Raw genomic sequence first — 18,638 nt, 5'->3', positions numbered from 1 at the left:
TTCTTGGCTACCCTATTAGTAAAGCTTGGGATAGTTTCCAATCGAAGGAGGAGAATTCCTCAAGTATACTAAAGTTCGAGCCACAGGAAATATTATCACTGGGTTTGAGTTATTTTATCTTTGGTTTAGGTATTATGTGGAATGCAAATGATGTAAGAGCAGGAATACCATTACATAAATTTGAAAAGAACGGAATGATGTCTGATCAATATGCTTCTTTAGCCCATGACCACATTACGATAGTAGTTCTCTTAGTTATTTTAGGTGGAGTTTCGTATTGGAAATTAACAACAGGCTTAATAAAACTTTCACCAATATTTTATATTTTTTATAGTACTTTAATGATAGTAAACATTGTATATACATTCATCTATATTACCCATACAGGCTTTGCCTTTTATACGGAATTAGGAGGATTGAGATACATTCCAGTCTTTTGTATTCAAGTTGGAATGCTTGCCTTTAGTCTATTATTCTTAGCTAAATTAAGAAATACATTAGGTTATTTCATACAATCTCAGAATGAGAAAGATTATACGCAGAGCAACAGAATTATATTATTGCTGTATCGTATTTCTTTTGGATATCAAAAAATGGCTACAGTTTGGATGATAAGTTTATTTCCTGTCTTGTTAATTGTTCAATTTATTTTAATACTGTTTGGCCAAAAACCAGATAGTTTTATAAGAGTGTTTATGGAAACAAGTAGTTTTAATTATTCTAAGATTCCTGCCCCAAGTCCTCAAATTGTCTCCGGGGATGGGCATTATTTATGTACAGTTTCTGTGAAAGGCCATAAAAACATCGTTAAGCCATTACGAGCAGGAATTAGGCATGGGGAAAGAATTACAGTTAATCGACAGTTATTAATTGCGAACGCTTTTGAAAATGTAATTGAGGAGCGGGTACCAAAATGTCATAAAGTTATTCGTAATTTTTATGATAAATACGGTTATCCGATTAGTAAACATATTAATACGAAATGGTCGGCTGATTTTGTTTATATTTTAATGAAGCCACTAGAATGGTTCTTCTTATTTGTACTTTACACAGTAGATAAAAACCCTGAGAATAGAATTCATATTCAATATAGTGAACTACGAAAATAAAAGTAAGAGCCCGCATTCAAAAAAATGGGGGCTCTTACTTTTATTTTGCTTGAATAGTAGATTTACTAGAAGCCACACTTTCATTATGCAATCGATCAACTGCAGTTACGACATAGGTATACGTTTCTCCGGAAATAGCGGTTTTATCTACATAAATTTCTCCAAGTTTTGTTTTTCTTACAGTAGTAAGTAAATTTTTGGGATTTTGTATATCCACTTCATTTTTCCCATTCACGCGGTAAATAGCGTAATAAGCAGAATCATTATCTCTATTGTCAATGATACCGATTGCAATACCTTCATTTCTTGGAATGGCACCTTTTAAAGTCGGTTGTTTTGGTGGATCATGATCAATCCAAGGCATAGGCGGGATTAATGCAGGATGTTTATATATGTCTTTTGAGAGTCTATCTTTAACTCCAAGTGGATTGTTATTAATATCTTTTAAGCTAAAATGCATACTACCTTTTATTTCAGGATATAGCCGGTTTAATGCAATTTGTCTTGGATATTCTTCTGGATCAGACCAAGCAGGGACAGAGTTATTATTAATTTTATAGGTCGCTTGACCGATGTATAGGTGAATCGGTTTGTTATTTGTTTCTTTAACCCACCAATCTACTAATATGTCATATGCAGCTGGGGTGAAACCTATATTCCAATATATTTGCGGTGTAATGTAGTCAATATATCCTTTTTGTATCCACTCACGTGTGTCAGCATAAAGGTCATCATAGTTTCTTTGGCCTGCGGTTGTGTTAGAGCCAGTGGGATCGTCAGCTATATTTCTCCATACGCCGAACGGACTAATGCCAAACTTTACATATGATTTTTCTTGTTTTATAGCAGTATTTAAATCTTTTACAAGTTCATTTACATTGTTACGTCGCCAATCTTCTATATTTGTAAATCTACCGTTATTATATGTTTCGTACGTTTTCTGATCTGGAAATTCTTCACCGGCTACTTTATATGGATAAAAATAATCATCCATATGTAGCGCATCAATATCGTAATTTTGTACGATTTCTAAAGCACCTTCTGTTATAAATTTTTTCACTTCTGGAATACCGGGATTGTAATATAACTTTCCGCCATAAGGGACAACCCAATCGGGATGTTGCCTTGCAGGGTGATAGTTTGATAATCGATTTATATCGGTGTGATTCATCGTTATTCGGTATGGATTAATCCAAGCGTGGAATTCTATATTTCTTTTATGAGCTTCTTCAATCATAAATGCGAGCGGGTCATAACCAGGATCTTTTCCTTGTGTACCCGTAATGTATTCAGACCAAGGACCGTAATTTGAAGGATAGAAAGCATCAGCGGTTGGTTTAATTTGTACAACAACTGTATTCATACCAGTGCTTTTTACATTGTCTAATAACCTTATAAATTCTTGCTTCTGCTTTTCAATAGGTAAGCCGGTTTTTGAGGGCCAATCAATATTCAGAACTGATGCGATCCATACAGCACGTAATTCATGTTTTTTGTACGTAGTATTTACTTCAGCATAAGTAGAGTGAGGGGGAATGAAAGAGAAAGGGATGAACAAGATAACGATACAACATATCATTAATAAACGTTTAACGATCATTTATACGCCTCCCTATCATATGATTATTTAAAATAATATATGAGGCGAGGTTGACCTTGCAATAGAGAAAATTGCATATTGAAACATTAATTTAATAGGAAAAATATTTTTAATGAAATTTACTTTCATTATAACTAAATTCATTTACTACTTCATATGCTTGTTAGTAAAGTGAAACTTCCTTTCATTTGAAGGGTAATAAATTATAAGTATAGGAGGATTAATAAATGAAAGTTTTGTTCGTCTGTTCTGGAGGAATGTCCAGTGCAATTGTTGTAAACGCTTTAAAAAAAGAAGCGGAGAAAAATGGTGTGAACATGGAAGTGCATGCAATTGGAACGAATGAGGTAGAGGAAGAAGTAAAGAATGGCTGGGATGTCGTAATGGTGGCACCTCAAATAAGACACCGATTTGATTCTGTAAAAAAATTTGCAGAGGAGGAATCTATTCCGTGTGGTATCATTCCACCGCAAGCATACACGCCACTTGGAGGCCCGACTTTATTAAAAACTGTAAATGAATTAATCAGTTAGGGGGAAGCGTTATGAATAAGTTTGTCACGTTTCTTGATAAAAATTTATCTGGCCCGATGGCAAGGCTCTCTGAGCAGAGGCATCTACAAGCAATCCGTGATGGAGTTATTTCGGCGTTACCATTTATTATAGTAGGAAGCTTCTTTTTGATAGTAGCATTTCCACCACTGCCGAAAGATAGTTTCATATCAGTTTGGGCATTAAAGAATCAAACAAGTATATTGATACCATATCGTTTAACCATGTTTATTATGTCTTTATATATCGCATTTGGAATAGGATATAATTTAGCGAAAAGTTATAAATTAGATGCTTTATCAGGAGCACAGCTCGCGGTATGTTCACTACTTTTAACATTAACGCCTGAGTTAATTGATAAAAAAGGATTCATGCTTCCGATGACAAATCTCGGAGGTCATGGATTATTTGTGACGATGATTGTTTCTATTTTATCCGTAGAGATTTTAAGATTTTGTAAGAAGAAAAATGTAATGATTAAAATGCCAGAACAAGTACCGCCATCTGTATCGCGTTCATTTGAAGCACTTATACCTGCAGCATTCGTTATTATTATAATGAGTCTAGTAACTGTCGTTTTTAGCATTGATTTACACCATGTTGTTGATAAATTAGCAGCACCATTAGTAAAAGCTGGGGATAGTTACTTCGGTGTAATGATTCCAGTGTTTTTAATTACGTTTTTTTGGTCATTCGGAATCCATGGTGTGTCGGTTGTTGGAACTGTTGCTAGGCCATTATGGGAAGTATACCTAGGGAAAAATGGTGAAGCAGTTGCTAGTGGAGCAGATCAGTTGCCATTTATTTCACCAGAGCCGTTATATCAATGGTTTATATGGATTGGCGGTTCTGGTGCGACGTTAGGGCTTGTATTAGCTATGATTATATTTGGTCGATCGAAATATTCGAAAGCATTATCAAGAACTTGTATTGTTCCAGGTATTTTTAATATTAATGAACCAGTCATATTCGGATTACCGATTGTACTAAATCCAATTTTAATTATCCCATTTATCATTACACCACTTGTAACAGCAACTGTTGCATATTCAGCAACTGCGATGGGATTTGTAACACCAACGCATATTATGCCGCCATGGACACTACCTGCTCCAATTGGTGCATATTTAGCAACAGGTGGAGATTGGCGTGCGATTGTATTAGTTTTTATAAATATAGCAATATCGTTCCTTATTTATTTACCATTCTTTAAAATGTACGACAAAAATATGCTTGAAATTGAAAAAAATGGTGACGGGGAATCTGTTAATCCTTAATCTGCACGCTGTTATTTTGAGTGATAGACTTTTTGTCTATCACTTCTTTCACATTAAAACTAGAAAGGGGGAAATAGAATGAATATAAAATTTAGTTATAAAGGCGTATTTTTATTATTATTTGGAGTAATTTGTGCAAATTTACTTTTTGTCCCTTTATTAGGCATGCTAAATCTATCACAAATGCATAGTATATGGCTCGTTACAAGTATTGCGGCAAGCGTTTTGCTTACGGTAGTTGTTTCTTTCATTGATGGATCGTTTGCATCAAAAGCTCAGTTGTTTTTTAGATTTATATTGTTTTCGATTTGTTGTACGTTCGTTACTTACATGATTGTTTTTTAGTAAATAGGAGGTCATGCACGTTATGTATATTGCAGGGGTAATGTCTGGTACTTCATTAGATGGAATAGATGTAGCGCTCGTTCATATAGAAGGAAGTGGTGTAGATTCTAAAATCCAACTCATCCATTTTACTACTGTTCCATTTTGTAATGATATGAAAAATGAGATCCAACAAGCGTTATCAATTGAAACTTCGAATGTCCAACTTATATGTAGTTTAAATTTTAAACTTGGTTTATGCTTCGCCAATGCTGTAAAGGAAGTTTGTAAAGAGGCCAATTTTCCTTTGAGACAATTAGATTTAATAGGCTCTCACGGACAAACGATTTATCATCAGCCAAAGCAAGAAGGTAATATTCTTTCTTCAACTTTGCAAATTGGGGAACCAGCAGTAATAGCATATGAAACGAACACGACGGTTATCTCGAATTTCCGAACGATGGACATGGCGGCAGGGGGACAAGGTGCACCACTTGTACCATATTCAGAGATTATTTTATATCGGCATCAAACTAAAAATAGACTACTGCAAAATATTGGCGGGATTGGTAATGTTACAGTGGTTCCAAGTAAACGAAGTAATGAGAGTGTTATTGCTTTTGATACTGGACCAGGCAACATGGTAATCGATGAAGTATGTCAAAGATTATTTCATGTACCATATGATCAAAATGGTTGGATCGCAAGTCAAGGGGTGGTTGTAGATGAAATTTTAACATACTGTATGAACCATCCATTTTTGAACGTGAAACCACCAAAATCAACAGGTAGAGAAAATTTTGGAGAAGCGTTTGTGACTGAATTATTAAATCGATTTGAAAAGCATAGTAAAGGAAATATATTGGCAACTGTCACGATGTTTACAGCATGTTCAATTGTTCATCATTATAAGGAGTGTATTTTACCGTATTATGACATTGATGAGGTGATTTTAGCTGGTGGTGGAAGTTATAATAATACACTTGTTGAAATGATACGGAATGGATTAAGAGAAGAGAAATGTAGTATATGTATACAAGAGGATATTGGTCATTCTTCAGCAGCGAAAGAAGCGATTGCATTTGCTATTTTAGCAAACGAAACGTATCATCGTAATCCGAGTAATGTGCCGAGCGCAACAGGTGCTAAGAATTCCGTGGTTTTAGGGAATGTAACATTCCCTCCAATATGTAAATGAAAATGAGGCGAACATATGAAGTATATGATTGGAGTAGATGGCGGGGGAACGAAGACAGAGGCAATTGCATTTGATCAAAATGGAAATGAAGTTGTAAGAGGTACGAGCAGATTTGGAAATGTATTAATAGATTTTGATCAGGCGCTTTTGCATATTATGGAAGCAATTAATCAATGCCAGAAGAATTTAATAAATGAGCATTGCGTTTGTATTTGTTTAGGATTAGCTGGTATAAGCGGAGCGAATACAAATGAATTAACATTACGTTTAAAAAAGAAATACGGAACAAAAATTGAAATTTTTAATGATGCAATGATCGCGCATGCAGCTGCTTTAAAAGGTAAGGATGGAATATTAACTATAGGTGGTACAGGTGCAATTTGTATCGGAAAGAAAGGAGAAGTATATCAGTATAGCGGTGGATGGGGACATATTTTAGGAGATGAAGGGAGCGGATATTGGATTGCATTACAAGCTTTAAAGAAAATGACAATTCAATTCGATCAAGGAATCAGCCTTTGTCCATTGAGTTTGAATATTCAAAGGCAGTTTCAACTTTTGACACCGTCTCATATAAAAAGCTTAGTATATACTTCTTCTAAAGATAAAATTGCAGCAATCGCACCATTAGTTATTCAGGAAGCGAGAAGTGGCAATGATGATGCGCATGAAATTATAATGCGAGCTGGAAAGGAATTAGCAAGAATTACGGTAGATGTTTATAACAAGATGCAATTTAAGCGCTCAACTCCAATTGCAGTAAGTGGCAGTATATTGCGTTTAGTTCCTGAAATATTTGCTGTATTTAAGAAATGCTGTGAAGAAAGTATGAAAGAAATTACATTCGTATCACAAGCAGAAATGGCAGTGAAAGGAACATATTATTTAATGAGGGATATATATTTTTAAAAATAGCGCATGAGAATTTTTGTATGATTTGTAAAAATATGATGTTAAAATGTATAAAGGGATGTATGTTAAAAACGTACAATATACGTAGTAATTGAATATTGTATATGTATTCCTATTTAGAAAGTGAATGATTACATGATTAATAGTATGCAGTTTTTATATTTGGTGGCTTCTTATTTAATTGGAAACATATTGACCGCTTATATAGTAACAAAATTGAGACATAACGTTGATATTAGGGATGAAGGAAGCGGAAATCCTGGCGCAAGAAATATGGGGCGCGTATATGGAAAAGGGTATTTCATCGCTACATTTTTTGGGGATGCGATTAAAGGGGCAATCGTTGCTACTGTTGCAAAATATCTGTTTGAAGACCCTACATTCGTAATGTTAACATTATTGGCCGTTATTATTGGACATATTTACCCAGTTTTATTTAAAGGTAAGGGCGGTAAAGGTATTTCAACATTTATTGGAGGATTAATTGCATTTGATTATTTGATAGCGCTTACCCTCATAGGCATTTTTATTGTATTTTATTTAATATTCAAAGGATTTACGAAGCCAGGACTAATTACGATTGCTTGTTTACCAATTTGTATGATTCTTTATTCTTATTCTGTTGTTACGACTATTTTAAGTGGAATGATTATTGTACTTATTCTATATGTAAATCGAGAATAAAATAAATGTTTAATAAGTGGGGATAATCTCCACTTATCATTTTTTATTAAATAGATAAAGGAGATAAGGCATGGGGTTAATTTATAAAGTTGCTGATCAAGATTGGGAATTTGAAAGTATACATAAATTAAATTATAAAACTTTTGTAGAAGAGATTCCGCAACATGAAGAAACGAAAGACCGGTTTCGTATAGATCGGTTTCATGAAGAAAATACATATTTAATCTGTTTAGATGAGGATAGATTAGTAGGTATGGTCGCGGTGCGGGGAAAACGACCATTCTCGTTAGATTATAAAATTTCAAATTTAGATGTTTATTTGCAAGAGCATGGAGAAAAAGTGTATGAAATTCGTTTACTTTCAGTAGAACGTGAATATAGGAATGGAAGAGCGTTGTTAGGATTAATCCGTTTTCTACATCGTTATTTGCTTCTAAATGGATATGAATTAGCACTCATTTCTGCAACAACACGTGAACTAGCTTTATATGAGCAAATGGGATTCAAAGTTTTCCATACGTTAGTTGGTACAGAAGAAGCGGCCTTCCAGCCAATGTATGTTACCCCTGCTATGTTTGAAGAATCGAGCGTTGGGGGGATTATGACGAAAGAATATACGTTTTTACCTGGTCCAGTAGATATTGAAGAGAACGTTCGAAAGGCATTTTCTACGCGGCCTATTTCGCATCGCTCTAAGTCATTTCAAGTGATGATGGACAATGTGAAAAAACGGTTACTTTACATGACAAAAGCAAAACATGTACAGCTTATGTTAGGAACAGGGACGTTAGCAAATGATGCGATCGCTTTACAGTTACGTTCTTTAAAAGGGAAAGGACTAGTATTAACAAATGGGGAATTTGGTAATAGATTAGTTGGACATGCAAAACGAGCACAGTTACATTTTGATACTTATAAAAAGGAAATGGGAGATCCATTTATTTATACCGAATTAGAAGAAATCATGACAACTGGAAATTATGAATGGCTTTGGTTTGTTCATCATGAAACATCTACTGGAATGTTAAACGATTTAAACGAGCTAAACACTCTTTGTAACGAGAATCAAATAAAACTATGTGTAGATTGCATAAGCTCAATTGGAGCAATACCATTAGACTTAAAGGATGTGTATTTTGCAAGTGGTGTTAGCGGTAAAGCGATTAAATCATATACAGGAATTTCTTTCGTTTTACATAACCACATTGTAAAAATAAACGAGGCTGTGCCGGCCTATATGGACATTGGTATGTATGAAGAAAATGAAAGCATTCCATACTCACAATCATGGAATTTAATTTATGCATTGCAAGAAGCGTTGAAGAGATTTGAAGATGAAAAGGTATTTGTAAAAATTAAAGAGACATACGAGTATGTTGAAGAAGTTATTACTGATATGGGGTTAAAGCTTGTTTCACCTAAAGAACATGCCGCGCCAATTATACTTACTATTGTATTGAGCGAAGATCATTCTTCTAAAGTAGTAGGCGATGCATTAGCATTACAAGGATACATCGTTCATTATGAGTCATCTTATTTACAAAAGAATAATTGGATCCAAATTGCATGTTTAAATCATTATAAAGAACGTGATATGAAGAGGATGTTAAATTGTTTGCAAATGTGTTTATTTCAGAGTGGGGTACATATATAAAGACTTTTTCTTTTCGTATAAAGGAGCTACGACTTACGAAAACTTAGGAATAGAACAGTGGAAGAGGTGTAAGTATGATAACTAGAAAACTACCATTACATATAGACGATATTAAAAAAGCTCACAAGATTCTAGATAGAAATGCTCGTAAAACGCCATTAGTAAAATCGTTTTACTTGACTAGTAAAACGGGCGGAGAAATTCATTTGAAATTAGAAAATATGCAATTAACGGGTTCTTTTAAATTTCGTGGCGCATTTAATAAAATGTCGCGGCTCACGGATCAAGAAAAAGAAAGAGGTGTAATTGCATGTTCAGCAGGTAATCATGCACAAGGAGTTGCATTATCTGCTCATTTACTCGGTATTAAGAGTAAAATTGTTATGCCAATTTCTGCACCTCAGGCAAAAGTTGAAGCAACAAAAGGATATGGATCTGAAGTGATTTTACATGGTGAAACCTTTGATGATGCAAAGGCAAAATGTGAAGAAATTATAAGGGAAACAGGTGAGACATACTTACATCCATATGATGATGTAGAGGTAATGGCTGGTCAAGGTACAATTGGATTAGATATTCTTGATGATATGTGGGATGTAGATACTGTCATTGTACCAATAGGTGGAGGCGGAATTATTTCTGGTATTTCTGTAGCATTAAAATCTTTTAATCCATCGATTAATATAATTGGTGTCCAAGCAGATAATGTTCATGGAATGAAGGCATCTTACGATAAAGGAGCAATCGTAGAACATTATGAGGCGCCTACTATTGCAGATGGTTGCGCTGTTAAAATACCAGGGGAATTAACATTTGAAATTGTAAAAGAATTAGTAGATGATATTGTAACTGTATCAGAAAAAGAACTTGAAGTAGCGATGAAAGATTTATTACAACGTGGGAAAGCTGTTGTAGAAGGTGCAGGTGCATTAGCAACTGCTGCACTTCTTGCAAGAAAAGTTGATAGTTATATAAAAGGGAAAAAAGTAGTAGCGGTTATATCTGGTGGGAACGTAGACTTACAGCGTATATCAAGTGTATGTGAGCACTTTTTTGTCGCTAATGAAGTGAAATAGTTTTATGAAAGAAGAGCTAAGAGAAATAATCTTAGCTCTTACTTTTTGTCTACCGTTTACTGTAAGTAGCAATAAATTTGCTGTTTAATGAATGGTTTTATTTAAGCGCCAATTTTTACACATATCTTGAATGTTACAATAATTATTTCGATATTGTCGAAACATAAGCAGAAATTTAATATAATAGTTTTAATATGCTAATGAGCGGTGAGGAGGGCAGGTCATGAATAAAGAAGAACAGGTCATGAACGGTTTCAGGGAATTATATAATAAGCTGGTTTGGCTTAATAAAGATAAGATGGAAGAAGGTCTTAAAGGTTTTAAGTCTTCTGAAGTTCACTGCATTGAATATATTGAAAACAATGCAGATTCTAACGTGACACAACTCGCAGAGGCTTTTTATGTGACTCGCGGTGCTATAAGTAGAATGACTAAGAAGCTCATACAAAAAGGTTTTATTGAAAGCTACCAAAAGTCAGAAAATAAGAAAGAAATTTATTTTAGGCTTACGGAAGAAGGGAAAGAAATTTATAAAATCCATGAAAATCTGCACAAAGAGTTTCATGAGCGGGATAAAGCTGTATTTGAGCAAGTAACTAAAGAAGAATTCGACAGTATAATTAGTTTCGTGGAAAAGTATAGTAGACATTTGGATGCAGAAATAAAGAAACAAGGTATACATATTAAATCGTAATACATTTTAATAATGAAATGGCAGCCCTACTCTAATGCGAATAGGCTGCTTTTTTGTTATGTCATTTTTGTTGACCAATCAACAAAACGGAGTTATTATTTTGTTGACGAAGCAACAAAGTATTTTAAGGAGAGAAGTTAAATGTCTATATTTAGATCACAAAATGAAAGGGAAACTGAAAAAAGCATAGATAAACATGCTTTACTATTCGGACTTATTTCTGTATTTCTTTGTGGTATAGGTTTCAGTATCATCATGCCTGTAGTCCCATTCTTAGTACAGCCATATATAAGTAATCCGGAAGAACAAGCATTAGTTGTAACACTACTAACTTCCGTATATGCGGCTTGCGTGTTTTTAGCTGCCCCAGTACTCGGGGCTTTAAGCGATAAGTATGGCCGTCGTCCATTACTTTTAATATGCTTATTTGGTTCTGCAATTGGGTACTTAGTTTTTGGAATAGGAGGAGCTTTATGGGTACTATTTGCTGGACGCATAATAGAAGGAATAACAGGCGGGAGCATAAGTACTATCTTCGCATATTTTGCAGACATCATTCCAAAAGAGCAGAGAACGAAATACTTTGGATGGGTGAGTGCAGTTGTAGGTGCGGGAACTATCATTGGCCCAACCATTGGGGGGATACTTGCCAAATTTGGTGATACTGTACCTATGTATTTTGGTGCAATCATAACGTTAATAAATGTTGTATATGGGATCAAATATATGCCTGAGAGCCTTGAAAAAAATAATAGGTTGAAAGAGATTACTTTTGTAAGGTTAAATCCTTTTGCACAGCTAGCAAACATACTTTCCATGAAAAGTTTAAAATGGTTACTTGTCTCAGCGTTTTTACTTTGGATACCTAACGGATCTTTACAAGCAATTTTCACGCAATTTACAATGGATACTTTCAGTTGGAAACCTGCATTAATCGGACTTATGTTTTCAATTTTGGGCTTTCAAGACATCTTTTCACAAAGTTTTATCATGCCAAAGCTTTTGATCCAGCTTAGTGATAAACAAATAGCAATTCTTGGGATGGTTTCGGAGATTATAGGATACAGTTTTATTGCGGCATCAGCTTTGTTTTCACTCTATCCACTACTTATCGTTGGAATGCTGATGTATGGTTTTGGGGATTCAATTTTCGGGCCTTCATTCAACGGGATGCTTTCAAAGTCTGTTAGTTCTAGTGAACAAGGAAGGATTCAAGGTGGAAGCCAATCTATTCAAGCTTTAGCAAGAATGATTGGTCCTATTATTGGAGGGCAAATCTATGTATCGCTTGGTCATGCTGCACCTGCTTTTATGGGTGTGATCCTTATAGTCGCGGCAATAGCAGTTTTGTATAAGGGGACACATGGCAACTATATAACAGATAGAAATAAGAACAAATAAAAGGGTGCCAGAACTTAGGAACAAGTGCTGACACCCTATTTGTTTACGGTTTGAGGACTAAGAGAAATTCTTTTACTGTTTAGGAATTTATTCTGCAATGCTCTCATGGTAAATGACTAGATAGTTTAATTATGCTTGTGCTGAAGTAAATAATGATTCCATCTTTACTTTGCTCTTCTCTCGAATTTCAGCATCTGCGTGTCTCATAACGTATTTATGCGCTACAGCGATTGCTAAAACATCATCTAATAAGCCAATCCCAATAATAGCAGCTATATCTGGAATGAAATCAATTGCTAATACGTAATAAGATAAAGCGGCTAATATTATGAATTTCGCTTTAGTAGGTAATTCTTTCTTTTTCATTGTGTAGAATAAGATAATACTTTCATATACGCTGGATTTACCGAGGTTTACAGAGCTTTTTTTGAACTTTTTCCAAAGTGTCTGTTTCTCCATATAAACACTCCTTTTACAAAAACATAGATTTTTTAAAAGGATGGACAAAGAAGTGAGAGATTAATCAATTTTATTGTTTTTCTTAATTATATATTTCCATAAAAATAGGGGAATACCTGTTCAAAATATTATAATGTGGATTATGCAACGATTCACAGTGTTCCGTTACATAGTATATATATTGTAAAATGTATGTGGGTGATTTAGTTATTATTATGCATTTTATAAGCGGTATGGGGGAAGAAAAATGAAAATAATAGAACTACCAATTGAATTCGAATTTAACGGGCAAAAACAATGTATTTATCCAAGTTTAATTATATTACATAATGAATTAACGTTAGTCGATACAGGATATCCAAGTTTTTTACCTTTAATTGAAAATGCAATATTAAAACATGGATATGAGATGAAAAACTTAAAGAATATAATTATTACCCATTATGATGACGATCATATAGGATCTTTATATGATTTCAAAGTGAAATATCCAAATATTAATGTTATTGCTAGTGAAATTGAATCTAACTATATTAATGGTGATATAAAATCAGAGAGGTTAGTTCAAGCTGAAGAAATGTTAGAACGTATGCCAAATGAAGAAAAAGAATTTGGTAAATGGTTTATACAACAGTTAAAAAATATAAAACATATTTCCATCGATGAAAAAGTACATGATGGTCAAATGATTTTGAATAATGAATGTCAAGTAGTGGAAACGCCAGGACATACCTCGGGGCATATTTCATTATATTTTCCCAATTTAGACTGTGTAATTACAGGAGATGCAGCGGTTCAAGAGAATCGAGAGTTAGTTATAGCTAATCCGAATTTTTGTTTAGATATAGAAAGGGCGGAACAGTCTTTAAATAGGATTAAAAGTCTTAAAGCAGCACAGTATTATTGCTATCATGGAGGAAAGCTTACTGTATAAAATAATAAAAAACCAATCTTTTCGATATAGAAAAGATTGGTTTTTTAATTCATAGATTCTGCAATTTGAATTAAATCCTTTACGTTATATTTTCCTTGTATATAGCGTTTGTTACCAATTGCAATTGTATATTGAAAACCATTCTGCTGAAAGATAAGCTCATATGCTGAATCGAAATGAGGATTATATAATGCTTTTATATTATTTTTTAAGCTGTAGAACTTAGCTTTCCTATGTACATAGAAGCCTAATTTATTTTGAACTGGTGAAACAGTGATTTTAAAAATCCCATTAATATCTTCATTGTAGTATTGGAGGTTTAAGTAATCGTTATAGATGTACCCTTGAAATTCGTGAATTTCGAACGGGAATTTTGTAGGAGTAAGTATATGTTCCTTACACTTCATTTCATATTCTTTTACGATAGTAGCTTCTTTCATAAGTGGATTGTCATCATAAATTTGATTGATTTGAGATATTTTATTATTTTTTGTTACTATTTTTAAAATGAAACCGACAGTAAATTCATTATTAGTGCCTTTGAAATAAGAAATAAGAATTGTAGTATCTTCTTTTGGAGATGGTACTATTTTAATTTCATGAATAGGTTTTTCCTTTTGGAAAGTAGGTAGTTCAACTCCTTCTGTTACATATGACTGCATTAATTTTTTATCATTTTTGAGTAAAGCTTGTTTAAATTCACTTATCACATTTGTTCGAGATTTTGCCATAATAATTGAGGTCGATTGAAAATATAGTAAGAAAAATATGCAAAATATCTTTATGAATGTAGTGTTCAATTCCATCACCCTATAACTATATTTCCGTAAATTTGAAATATATATGTATAGGGGGGAGAAGATGAGTTTATTGCTTGATGTAATAATGGATATAATTTTATTTTATCCTCGAAATGACATGAAATTAAAACATCATATTTCCAAATTAAGTGAATTTGAGTGGTTTCGAAGGCTACACGAAGATACAAAGTATACAAGTTTAATTTGGAGTAATAGAAAAATTAAGAAGTTCATTTTGTCTTCTACTAATATGCAAGCATTAATAAAATCCGAGAAAAAACAAAAAGAATTTGTTCATCTAGTACAGGATGAATATAAAAAAAGAAGATAAGAATTTTTTTATTTTTCATATTTGGCGAAACAAATGGTACAATGAAAGCTAATGTGAAAAATAAGGAAAAGAAGTGGTCTATTTGAAAAACTTTTTAGAATTAGGAATTAGTGAAACTTTTAATCATACATTACGTGAAAATGGAATTACAGAAGCAACACCAATTCAAGAGCAGGCAATTCCTGTTATTATGTCAGGTAAAGATATTATTGGGCAGGCGAAAACAGGAACGGGTAAAACGTTAGCATTCGTGTTACCGATTTTAGAAAAAATCGATCCAGAGTCTAGTGATGTTCAGGCTTTAATTGTTGCACCAACAAGGGAACTAGCCCTGCAAATTACAACTGAAATTAAAAAAATGCTTGTTCAAAGAGAAGATATTAATGTACTAGCGATATATGGCGGACAAGATGTAGCACAACAGTTGAGAAAATTAAAAGGTAATACACATATTGTTGTAGCGACACCAGGACGATTATTAGATCATATACGACGTGAAACAATTGATTTAAGTAATCTTTCAACGATTGTATTAGATGAAGCGGATCAAATGCTTTATTTTGGTTTCTTATATGATATTGAAGATATTTTAGATGAGACACCTGGTAGTAAACAAACGATGTTATTCTCAGCAACGATGCCAAAAGATATTAAAAAATTGGCGAAGCGTTATATGGATGAGCCACAAATGATTCAAGTACAAAGTGAAGAAGTAACGGTAGATACAATTGAGCAGCGTGTCATTGAGACGACAGATCGTGCAAAGCCAGATGCACTTCGTTTTGTTATGGATCGTGATCAGCCATTTTTAGCAGTTATTTTCTGTCGTACAAAGGTTAGAGCAAGTAAGCTTTATGATAATTTAAAAGGACTAGGTTATAATTGTGCTGAACTTCATGGTGATATACCTCAAGCGAAACGTGAAAGAGTTATGAAGAGTTTCCGCGAAGCTAAAATTCAGTACTTAATCGCAACGGATGTAGCAGCTCGTGGACTTGATGTAGATGGTGTAACGCACGTATTTAACTTTGATATCCCTGAAGATGTAGAAAGTTATATTCACCGCATTGGCCGAACAGGACGTGCAGGTGGATCAGGTCTTGCAATTACGTTCGTTGCAGCGAAAGATGAAAAACATTTAGAAGAAATTGAAAAAACACTTGGTGCACCAATACAAAGAGAAATAATCGAACAACCGAAGATAAAACGTGTAGATGAAAATGGAAAACCGGTACCAAAGCCGGCTCCGAAGAAATCAAGTCAATATCGTCAAAGAGATAGCCGTGAAGGTTCAAGAAGTGATTCAAGACGTGATTCGAGAAATAGCTCAAGAAATGATTCAAGAAATAGTTCTAGAAATGAAAATAACCGATCATTTAATAAGCCAAGTAATAAAAAAGGTAGTACAAAGCAAGGTCAGCAACGACGTGGCCGTTAAATAGGTATTATTGTCAAAGAGTCGCAAAGCGTTGCGGCTCTTTTTTTATACAAAGAAGTCGATACAAGTACAAGGGAGGTGTTAAAGAGTAATTCTTGAAATTTCATTCACCGTATTAAAATATTTTAAAAAATCCATAAAGGAAATAGAAAGTATGGTGTTGTATATGTACGATAATAGGAAACTTTTTGCAAACTAAACATATAATTTTAATAGACCGACAGTCGGTCTAGTGAGAAGGAGAACTTGAATGCGAATTGTAAAGGAGTATGAGGAGCGTAGAAAGGAAATTTTAGAAATAGCTGAGCGTTTGTTTCTTACGAAAGGCTATACGAAAACAACCGTGAATGACATTTTAAAAGAAATTGGTATAGCAAAGGGGACGTTTTATCATTATTTTAAGTCGAAGGAGGAAGTAATGGATGAAATCATTATGAGGATTATTAAAGAGGATGTCACTAAGGCGAAAAGGATTGTCTCCAATCCCGATATTCCAGTTTTAGATAAGTTATTTAAAATTTTAATGGAACAATCACCAAAATCGGGAGATGTAAAAGATAAAATGATTGAACAATTCCATCAACCAAATAATGCAGAAATGCATCAGAAAAGTTTAGTGCAGTCCATTATACATTTATCTCCTGTATTAACGGAAGTTTTAGAGCAAGGAATAGAAGAAGGCATATTTTGTACCTCATACCCACAAGAAACGATTGAACTGTTAATTTCCTCAGCGCAAGTCATATTTGATGATGGTTTATTCCAGTGGAAACCTGAAGAAATGATAAACAGAGCTAAAGCTTATATCAAAATGATGGAAGCATCTGTCGGAGCGAAAGAGGGATCTTTTAATTATATGATGGAAGTTTTAATTAAACAGAAATAGTGATTTTCTGTTTGAGTATTATCGACCGACAGTCGGTCTAGGTTAAATGAAGGATGTGACGAGGATGCCAGCAAGTATTCAATCTTCCTTGAAAGATTTTCACTTAATGGTAAGTGGTCAAATTATTACTATTTTAGGTTCAACACTATTACGTTTTGCTCTCTCACTATATGTGCTAGATATAACAGGGCGTGCAGATATATTCGCAGGGTTATATGCGGTAACGAGTATTCCGTTTCTGCTAGCACCTCTTGGCGGAGCAATAGCAGATCGTTTCAACCGCCGTAATGTAATGGTCATTTTTGATTTTATAAACGCTGCTATTGTATTAAGTTTTATAGTTTTGTTATTAACTGAATCGGTATCTATTTTAATGATTGGAACAATTATGTTTTTACTAGCAGTCGTTAGTGCAATGTACGCACCAGTTGTAATGGCGAGTATTTCTCAATTAGTTCCAGAGAAAAAGTTAGAACAAGCAAACGGTATCGTAAATGGTGTGCAAGCATTATCTAATATAGTTGCACCTGTACTAGGAGGAATATTATACGGCATAATTGGTTTGAAAATGCTCGTAATAATAAGTTGTCTCGCTTTCTTTTTATCTGCAATTTTAGAAATGTTTATTACAATACCATTTATAAAAAGAATACAGGAAGGCCATATCGTACCGATAATTGTAAAAGATATGAAAGAAGGTTTTCTTTATGTTTTAAAACAATCTTTTATTTTGAAGGCTATGTTACTTGCAGCTTTACTAAACTTAATTTTGACACCGTTATTTGTTGTTGGAGGACCTATTATATTACGAGTAACTATGCAGAGTAGCGATACGATGTATGGAATTGGAATGGGATTAATTGATTTTGCAACTATATTAGGTGCATTGTCAATCGGTTTCTTTGCTAAAAAGTTACAGATGAAAACATTATATAATTGGATGCTTATCATAGCTTCATTAGTAATACCAGTGGCACTATCAGTTACACCGTTTACTCTTAATTTAGGATACTATCCACCATGTATCCTCTTTATACTTTCTTCTCTTCTAATCGCAATGATTATGACAATTGTATCCATCTATGTGATTACTGTAGTCCAAAAGAAAACACCAAATGAAAATCTAGGAAAAGTGATGGCATTTATAACAGCGGTATCTCAATGTATGGCACCAATTGGGCAAGTCGTATATGGTTTTATGTTTGAACGATTCAGTACGAAAATTTATTTACCTATATTTGCTATTAGTTTCATAATGATATTAATAGCTATAGTGACGAAGAAAATATTAAGAAATGAAGGGAACTAGC

At 33.8% G+C, this 18,638-nt stretch carries 19 protein-coding genes; 16 read left to right on the top strand and 3 right to left on the bottom strand.

What is annotated here, in order from left to right; genetic code table 11:
* The coding region (locus MR170_RS18730) for a DUF6688 domain-containing protein (protein ID WP_242308917.1) at positions 1–1,109 on the top strand (1,109 nt) is incomplete at its 5' end.
* Between the two features lie 40 nt (positions 1,110–1,149).
* Here MR170_RS18730 and MR170_RS18725 read toward each other — a convergent pair.
* Positions 1,150–2,709, bottom strand: coding sequence for a glycoside hydrolase family 10-like protein (locus MR170_RS18725; protein WP_242308916.1), 1,560 nt, complete (start codon positions 2,707–2,709; stop codon positions 1,150–1,152).
* 227 nt (positions 2,710–2,936) lie between these two features.
* Here MR170_RS18725 and MR170_RS18720 point away from each other — a divergent pair, with 227 nt between their 5' ends.
* The 10 genes from MR170_RS18720 to MR170_RS18675 all read left to right on the top strand — a co-directional run bounded on the left by MR170_RS18720 (position 2,937) and on the right by MR170_RS18675 (position 12,480).
* Positions 2,937–3,242, top strand: coding sequence for a PTS sugar transporter subunit IIB (locus MR170_RS18720; protein ID WP_000865907.1), 306 nt, complete (start codon positions 2,937–2,939; stop codon positions 3,240–3,242).
* Between the two features lie 11 nt (positions 3,243–3,253).
* Positions 3,254–4,537, top strand: a complete 1,284-nt coding sequence (locus tag MR170_RS18715) for a PTS sugar transporter subunit IIC (protein WP_001032277.1) — start codon at positions 3,254–3,256, stop codon at positions 4,535–4,537.
* A gap of 78 nt (positions 4,538–4,615) precedes the next feature.
* On the top strand, positions 4,616–4,882 hold the full coding sequence (locus MR170_RS18710) for a hypothetical protein (RefSeq protein WP_001021962.1): 267 nt from the start codon (positions 4,616–4,618) through the stop codon (positions 4,880–4,882).
* 22 nt (positions 4,883–4,904) lie between these two features.
* Complete coding sequence (gene anmK / locus MR170_RS18705) at positions 4,905–6,059, top strand: anhydro-N-acetylmuramic acid kinase AnmK (RefSeq protein WP_242308914.1); 1,155 nt, start codon at positions 4,905–4,907, stop codon at positions 6,057–6,059.
* Positions 6,060–6,074: 15 nt separating this feature from the next.
* Positions 6,075–6,968 (top strand): BadF/BadG/BcrA/BcrD ATPase family protein, encoded by an 894-nt coding sequence (locus MR170_RS18700; protein ID WP_242308912.1) that lies wholly within the window; start codon positions 6,075–6,077, stop codon positions 6,966–6,968.
* A gap of 138 nt (positions 6,969–7,106) precedes the next feature.
* Entirely contained in the window at positions 7,107–7,655 is a 549-nt protein-coding gene (gene plsY / locus MR170_RS18695) for a glycerol-3-phosphate 1-O-acyltransferase PlsY (protein ID WP_071729933.1), read from the top strand.
* A gap of 70 nt (positions 7,656–7,725) precedes the next feature.
* Positions 7,726–9,309 (top strand): aminotransferase class V-fold PLP-dependent enzyme, encoded by a 1,584-nt coding sequence (locus tag MR170_RS18690; protein ID WP_242308911.1) that lies wholly within the window; start codon positions 7,726–7,728, stop codon positions 9,307–9,309.
* 74 nt (positions 9,310–9,383) lie between these two features.
* Complete coding sequence (tdcB, locus tag MR170_RS18685) at positions 9,384–10,385, top strand: bifunctional threonine ammonia-lyase/L-serine ammonia-lyase TdcB (protein ID WP_029442301.1); 1,002 nt, start codon at positions 9,384–9,386, stop codon at positions 10,383–10,385.
* A gap of 223 nt (positions 10,386–10,608) precedes the next feature.
* The gene (locus MR170_RS18680) at positions 10,609–11,079 is read left to right on the top strand and encodes a MarR family transcriptional regulator (protein WP_016077732.1); all 471 of its coding nucleotides are present in this window, start codon (positions 10,609–10,611) and stop codon (positions 11,077–11,079) included.
* Positions 11,080–11,220: 141 nt separating this feature from the next.
* The gene (locus MR170_RS18675) at positions 11,221–12,480 is read left to right on the top strand and encodes an MFS transporter (RefSeq protein WP_242308910.1); all 1,260 of its coding nucleotides are present in this window, start codon (positions 11,221–11,223) and stop codon (positions 12,478–12,480) included.
* 129 nt (positions 12,481–12,609) lie between these two features.
* Here MR170_RS18675 and MR170_RS18670 read toward each other — a convergent pair whose 3' ends face one another.
* Positions 12,610–12,939, bottom strand: a complete 330-nt coding sequence (locus MR170_RS18670; protein ID WP_016081636.1) for a YkvA family protein — start codon at positions 12,937–12,939, stop codon at positions 12,610–12,612.
* 247 nt (positions 12,940–13,186) lie between these two features.
* Here MR170_RS18670 and MR170_RS18665 point away from each other — a divergent pair, with 247 nt between their 5' ends.
* Positions 13,187–13,873, top strand: coding sequence for an MBL fold metallo-hydrolase (locus tag MR170_RS18665; protein WP_242308909.1), 687 nt, complete (start codon positions 13,187–13,189; stop codon positions 13,871–13,873).
* Positions 13,874–13,917: 44 nt separating this feature from the next.
* On the opposite strand, the gene MR170_RS18660 is transcribed toward MR170_RS18665, so the two are convergent.
* Positions 13,918–14,679, bottom strand: coding sequence for a hypothetical protein (locus MR170_RS18660; protein ID WP_242308908.1), 762 nt, complete (start codon positions 14,677–14,679; stop codon positions 13,918–13,920).
* 55 nt (positions 14,680–14,734) lie between these two features.
* On the opposite strand from MR170_RS18660, the gene MR170_RS18655 reads away from it, so the two are divergent.
* The 4 genes from MR170_RS18655 to MR170_RS18640 all read left to right on the top strand — a co-directional run bounded on the left by MR170_RS18655 (position 14,735) and on the right by MR170_RS18640 (position 18,637).
* Positions 14,735–15,004, top strand: coding sequence for a hypothetical protein (locus tag MR170_RS18655; protein ID WP_029442306.1), 270 nt, complete (start codon positions 14,735–14,737; stop codon positions 15,002–15,004).
* 73 nt (positions 15,005–15,077) lie between these two features.
* The gene (locus MR170_RS18650) at positions 15,078–16,442 is read left to right on the top strand and encodes a DEAD/DEAH box helicase (RefSeq protein WP_224980963.1); all 1,365 of its coding nucleotides are present in this window, start codon (positions 15,078–15,080) and stop codon (positions 16,440–16,442) included.
* A gap of 250 nt (positions 16,443–16,692) precedes the next feature.
* Positions 16,693–17,328, top strand: a complete 636-nt coding sequence (locus MR170_RS18645; protein ID WP_029442308.1) for a TetR/AcrR family transcriptional regulator — start codon at positions 16,693–16,695, stop codon at positions 17,326–17,328.
* 64 nt (positions 17,329–17,392) lie between these two features.
* A complete protein-coding gene (locus MR170_RS18640) occupies positions 17,393–18,637 on the top strand; it encodes an MFS transporter (protein ID WP_242308907.1) in 1,245 nt (414 codons plus the stop codon).
* Position 18,638: the final 1 nt, after the last annotated feature.

The organism is Bacillus cereus group sp. BfR-BA-01524, from assembly GCF_022662595.1.
Classification (GTDB): Bacteria; Bacillota; Bacilli; order Bacillales; family Bacillaceae_G; genus Bacillus_A; species Bacillus_A thuringiensis_S.
The sequence above is the reverse complement of the archived record's forward strand: the minus strand, read 5'-3'. Positions and strand labels throughout refer to the sequence as shown.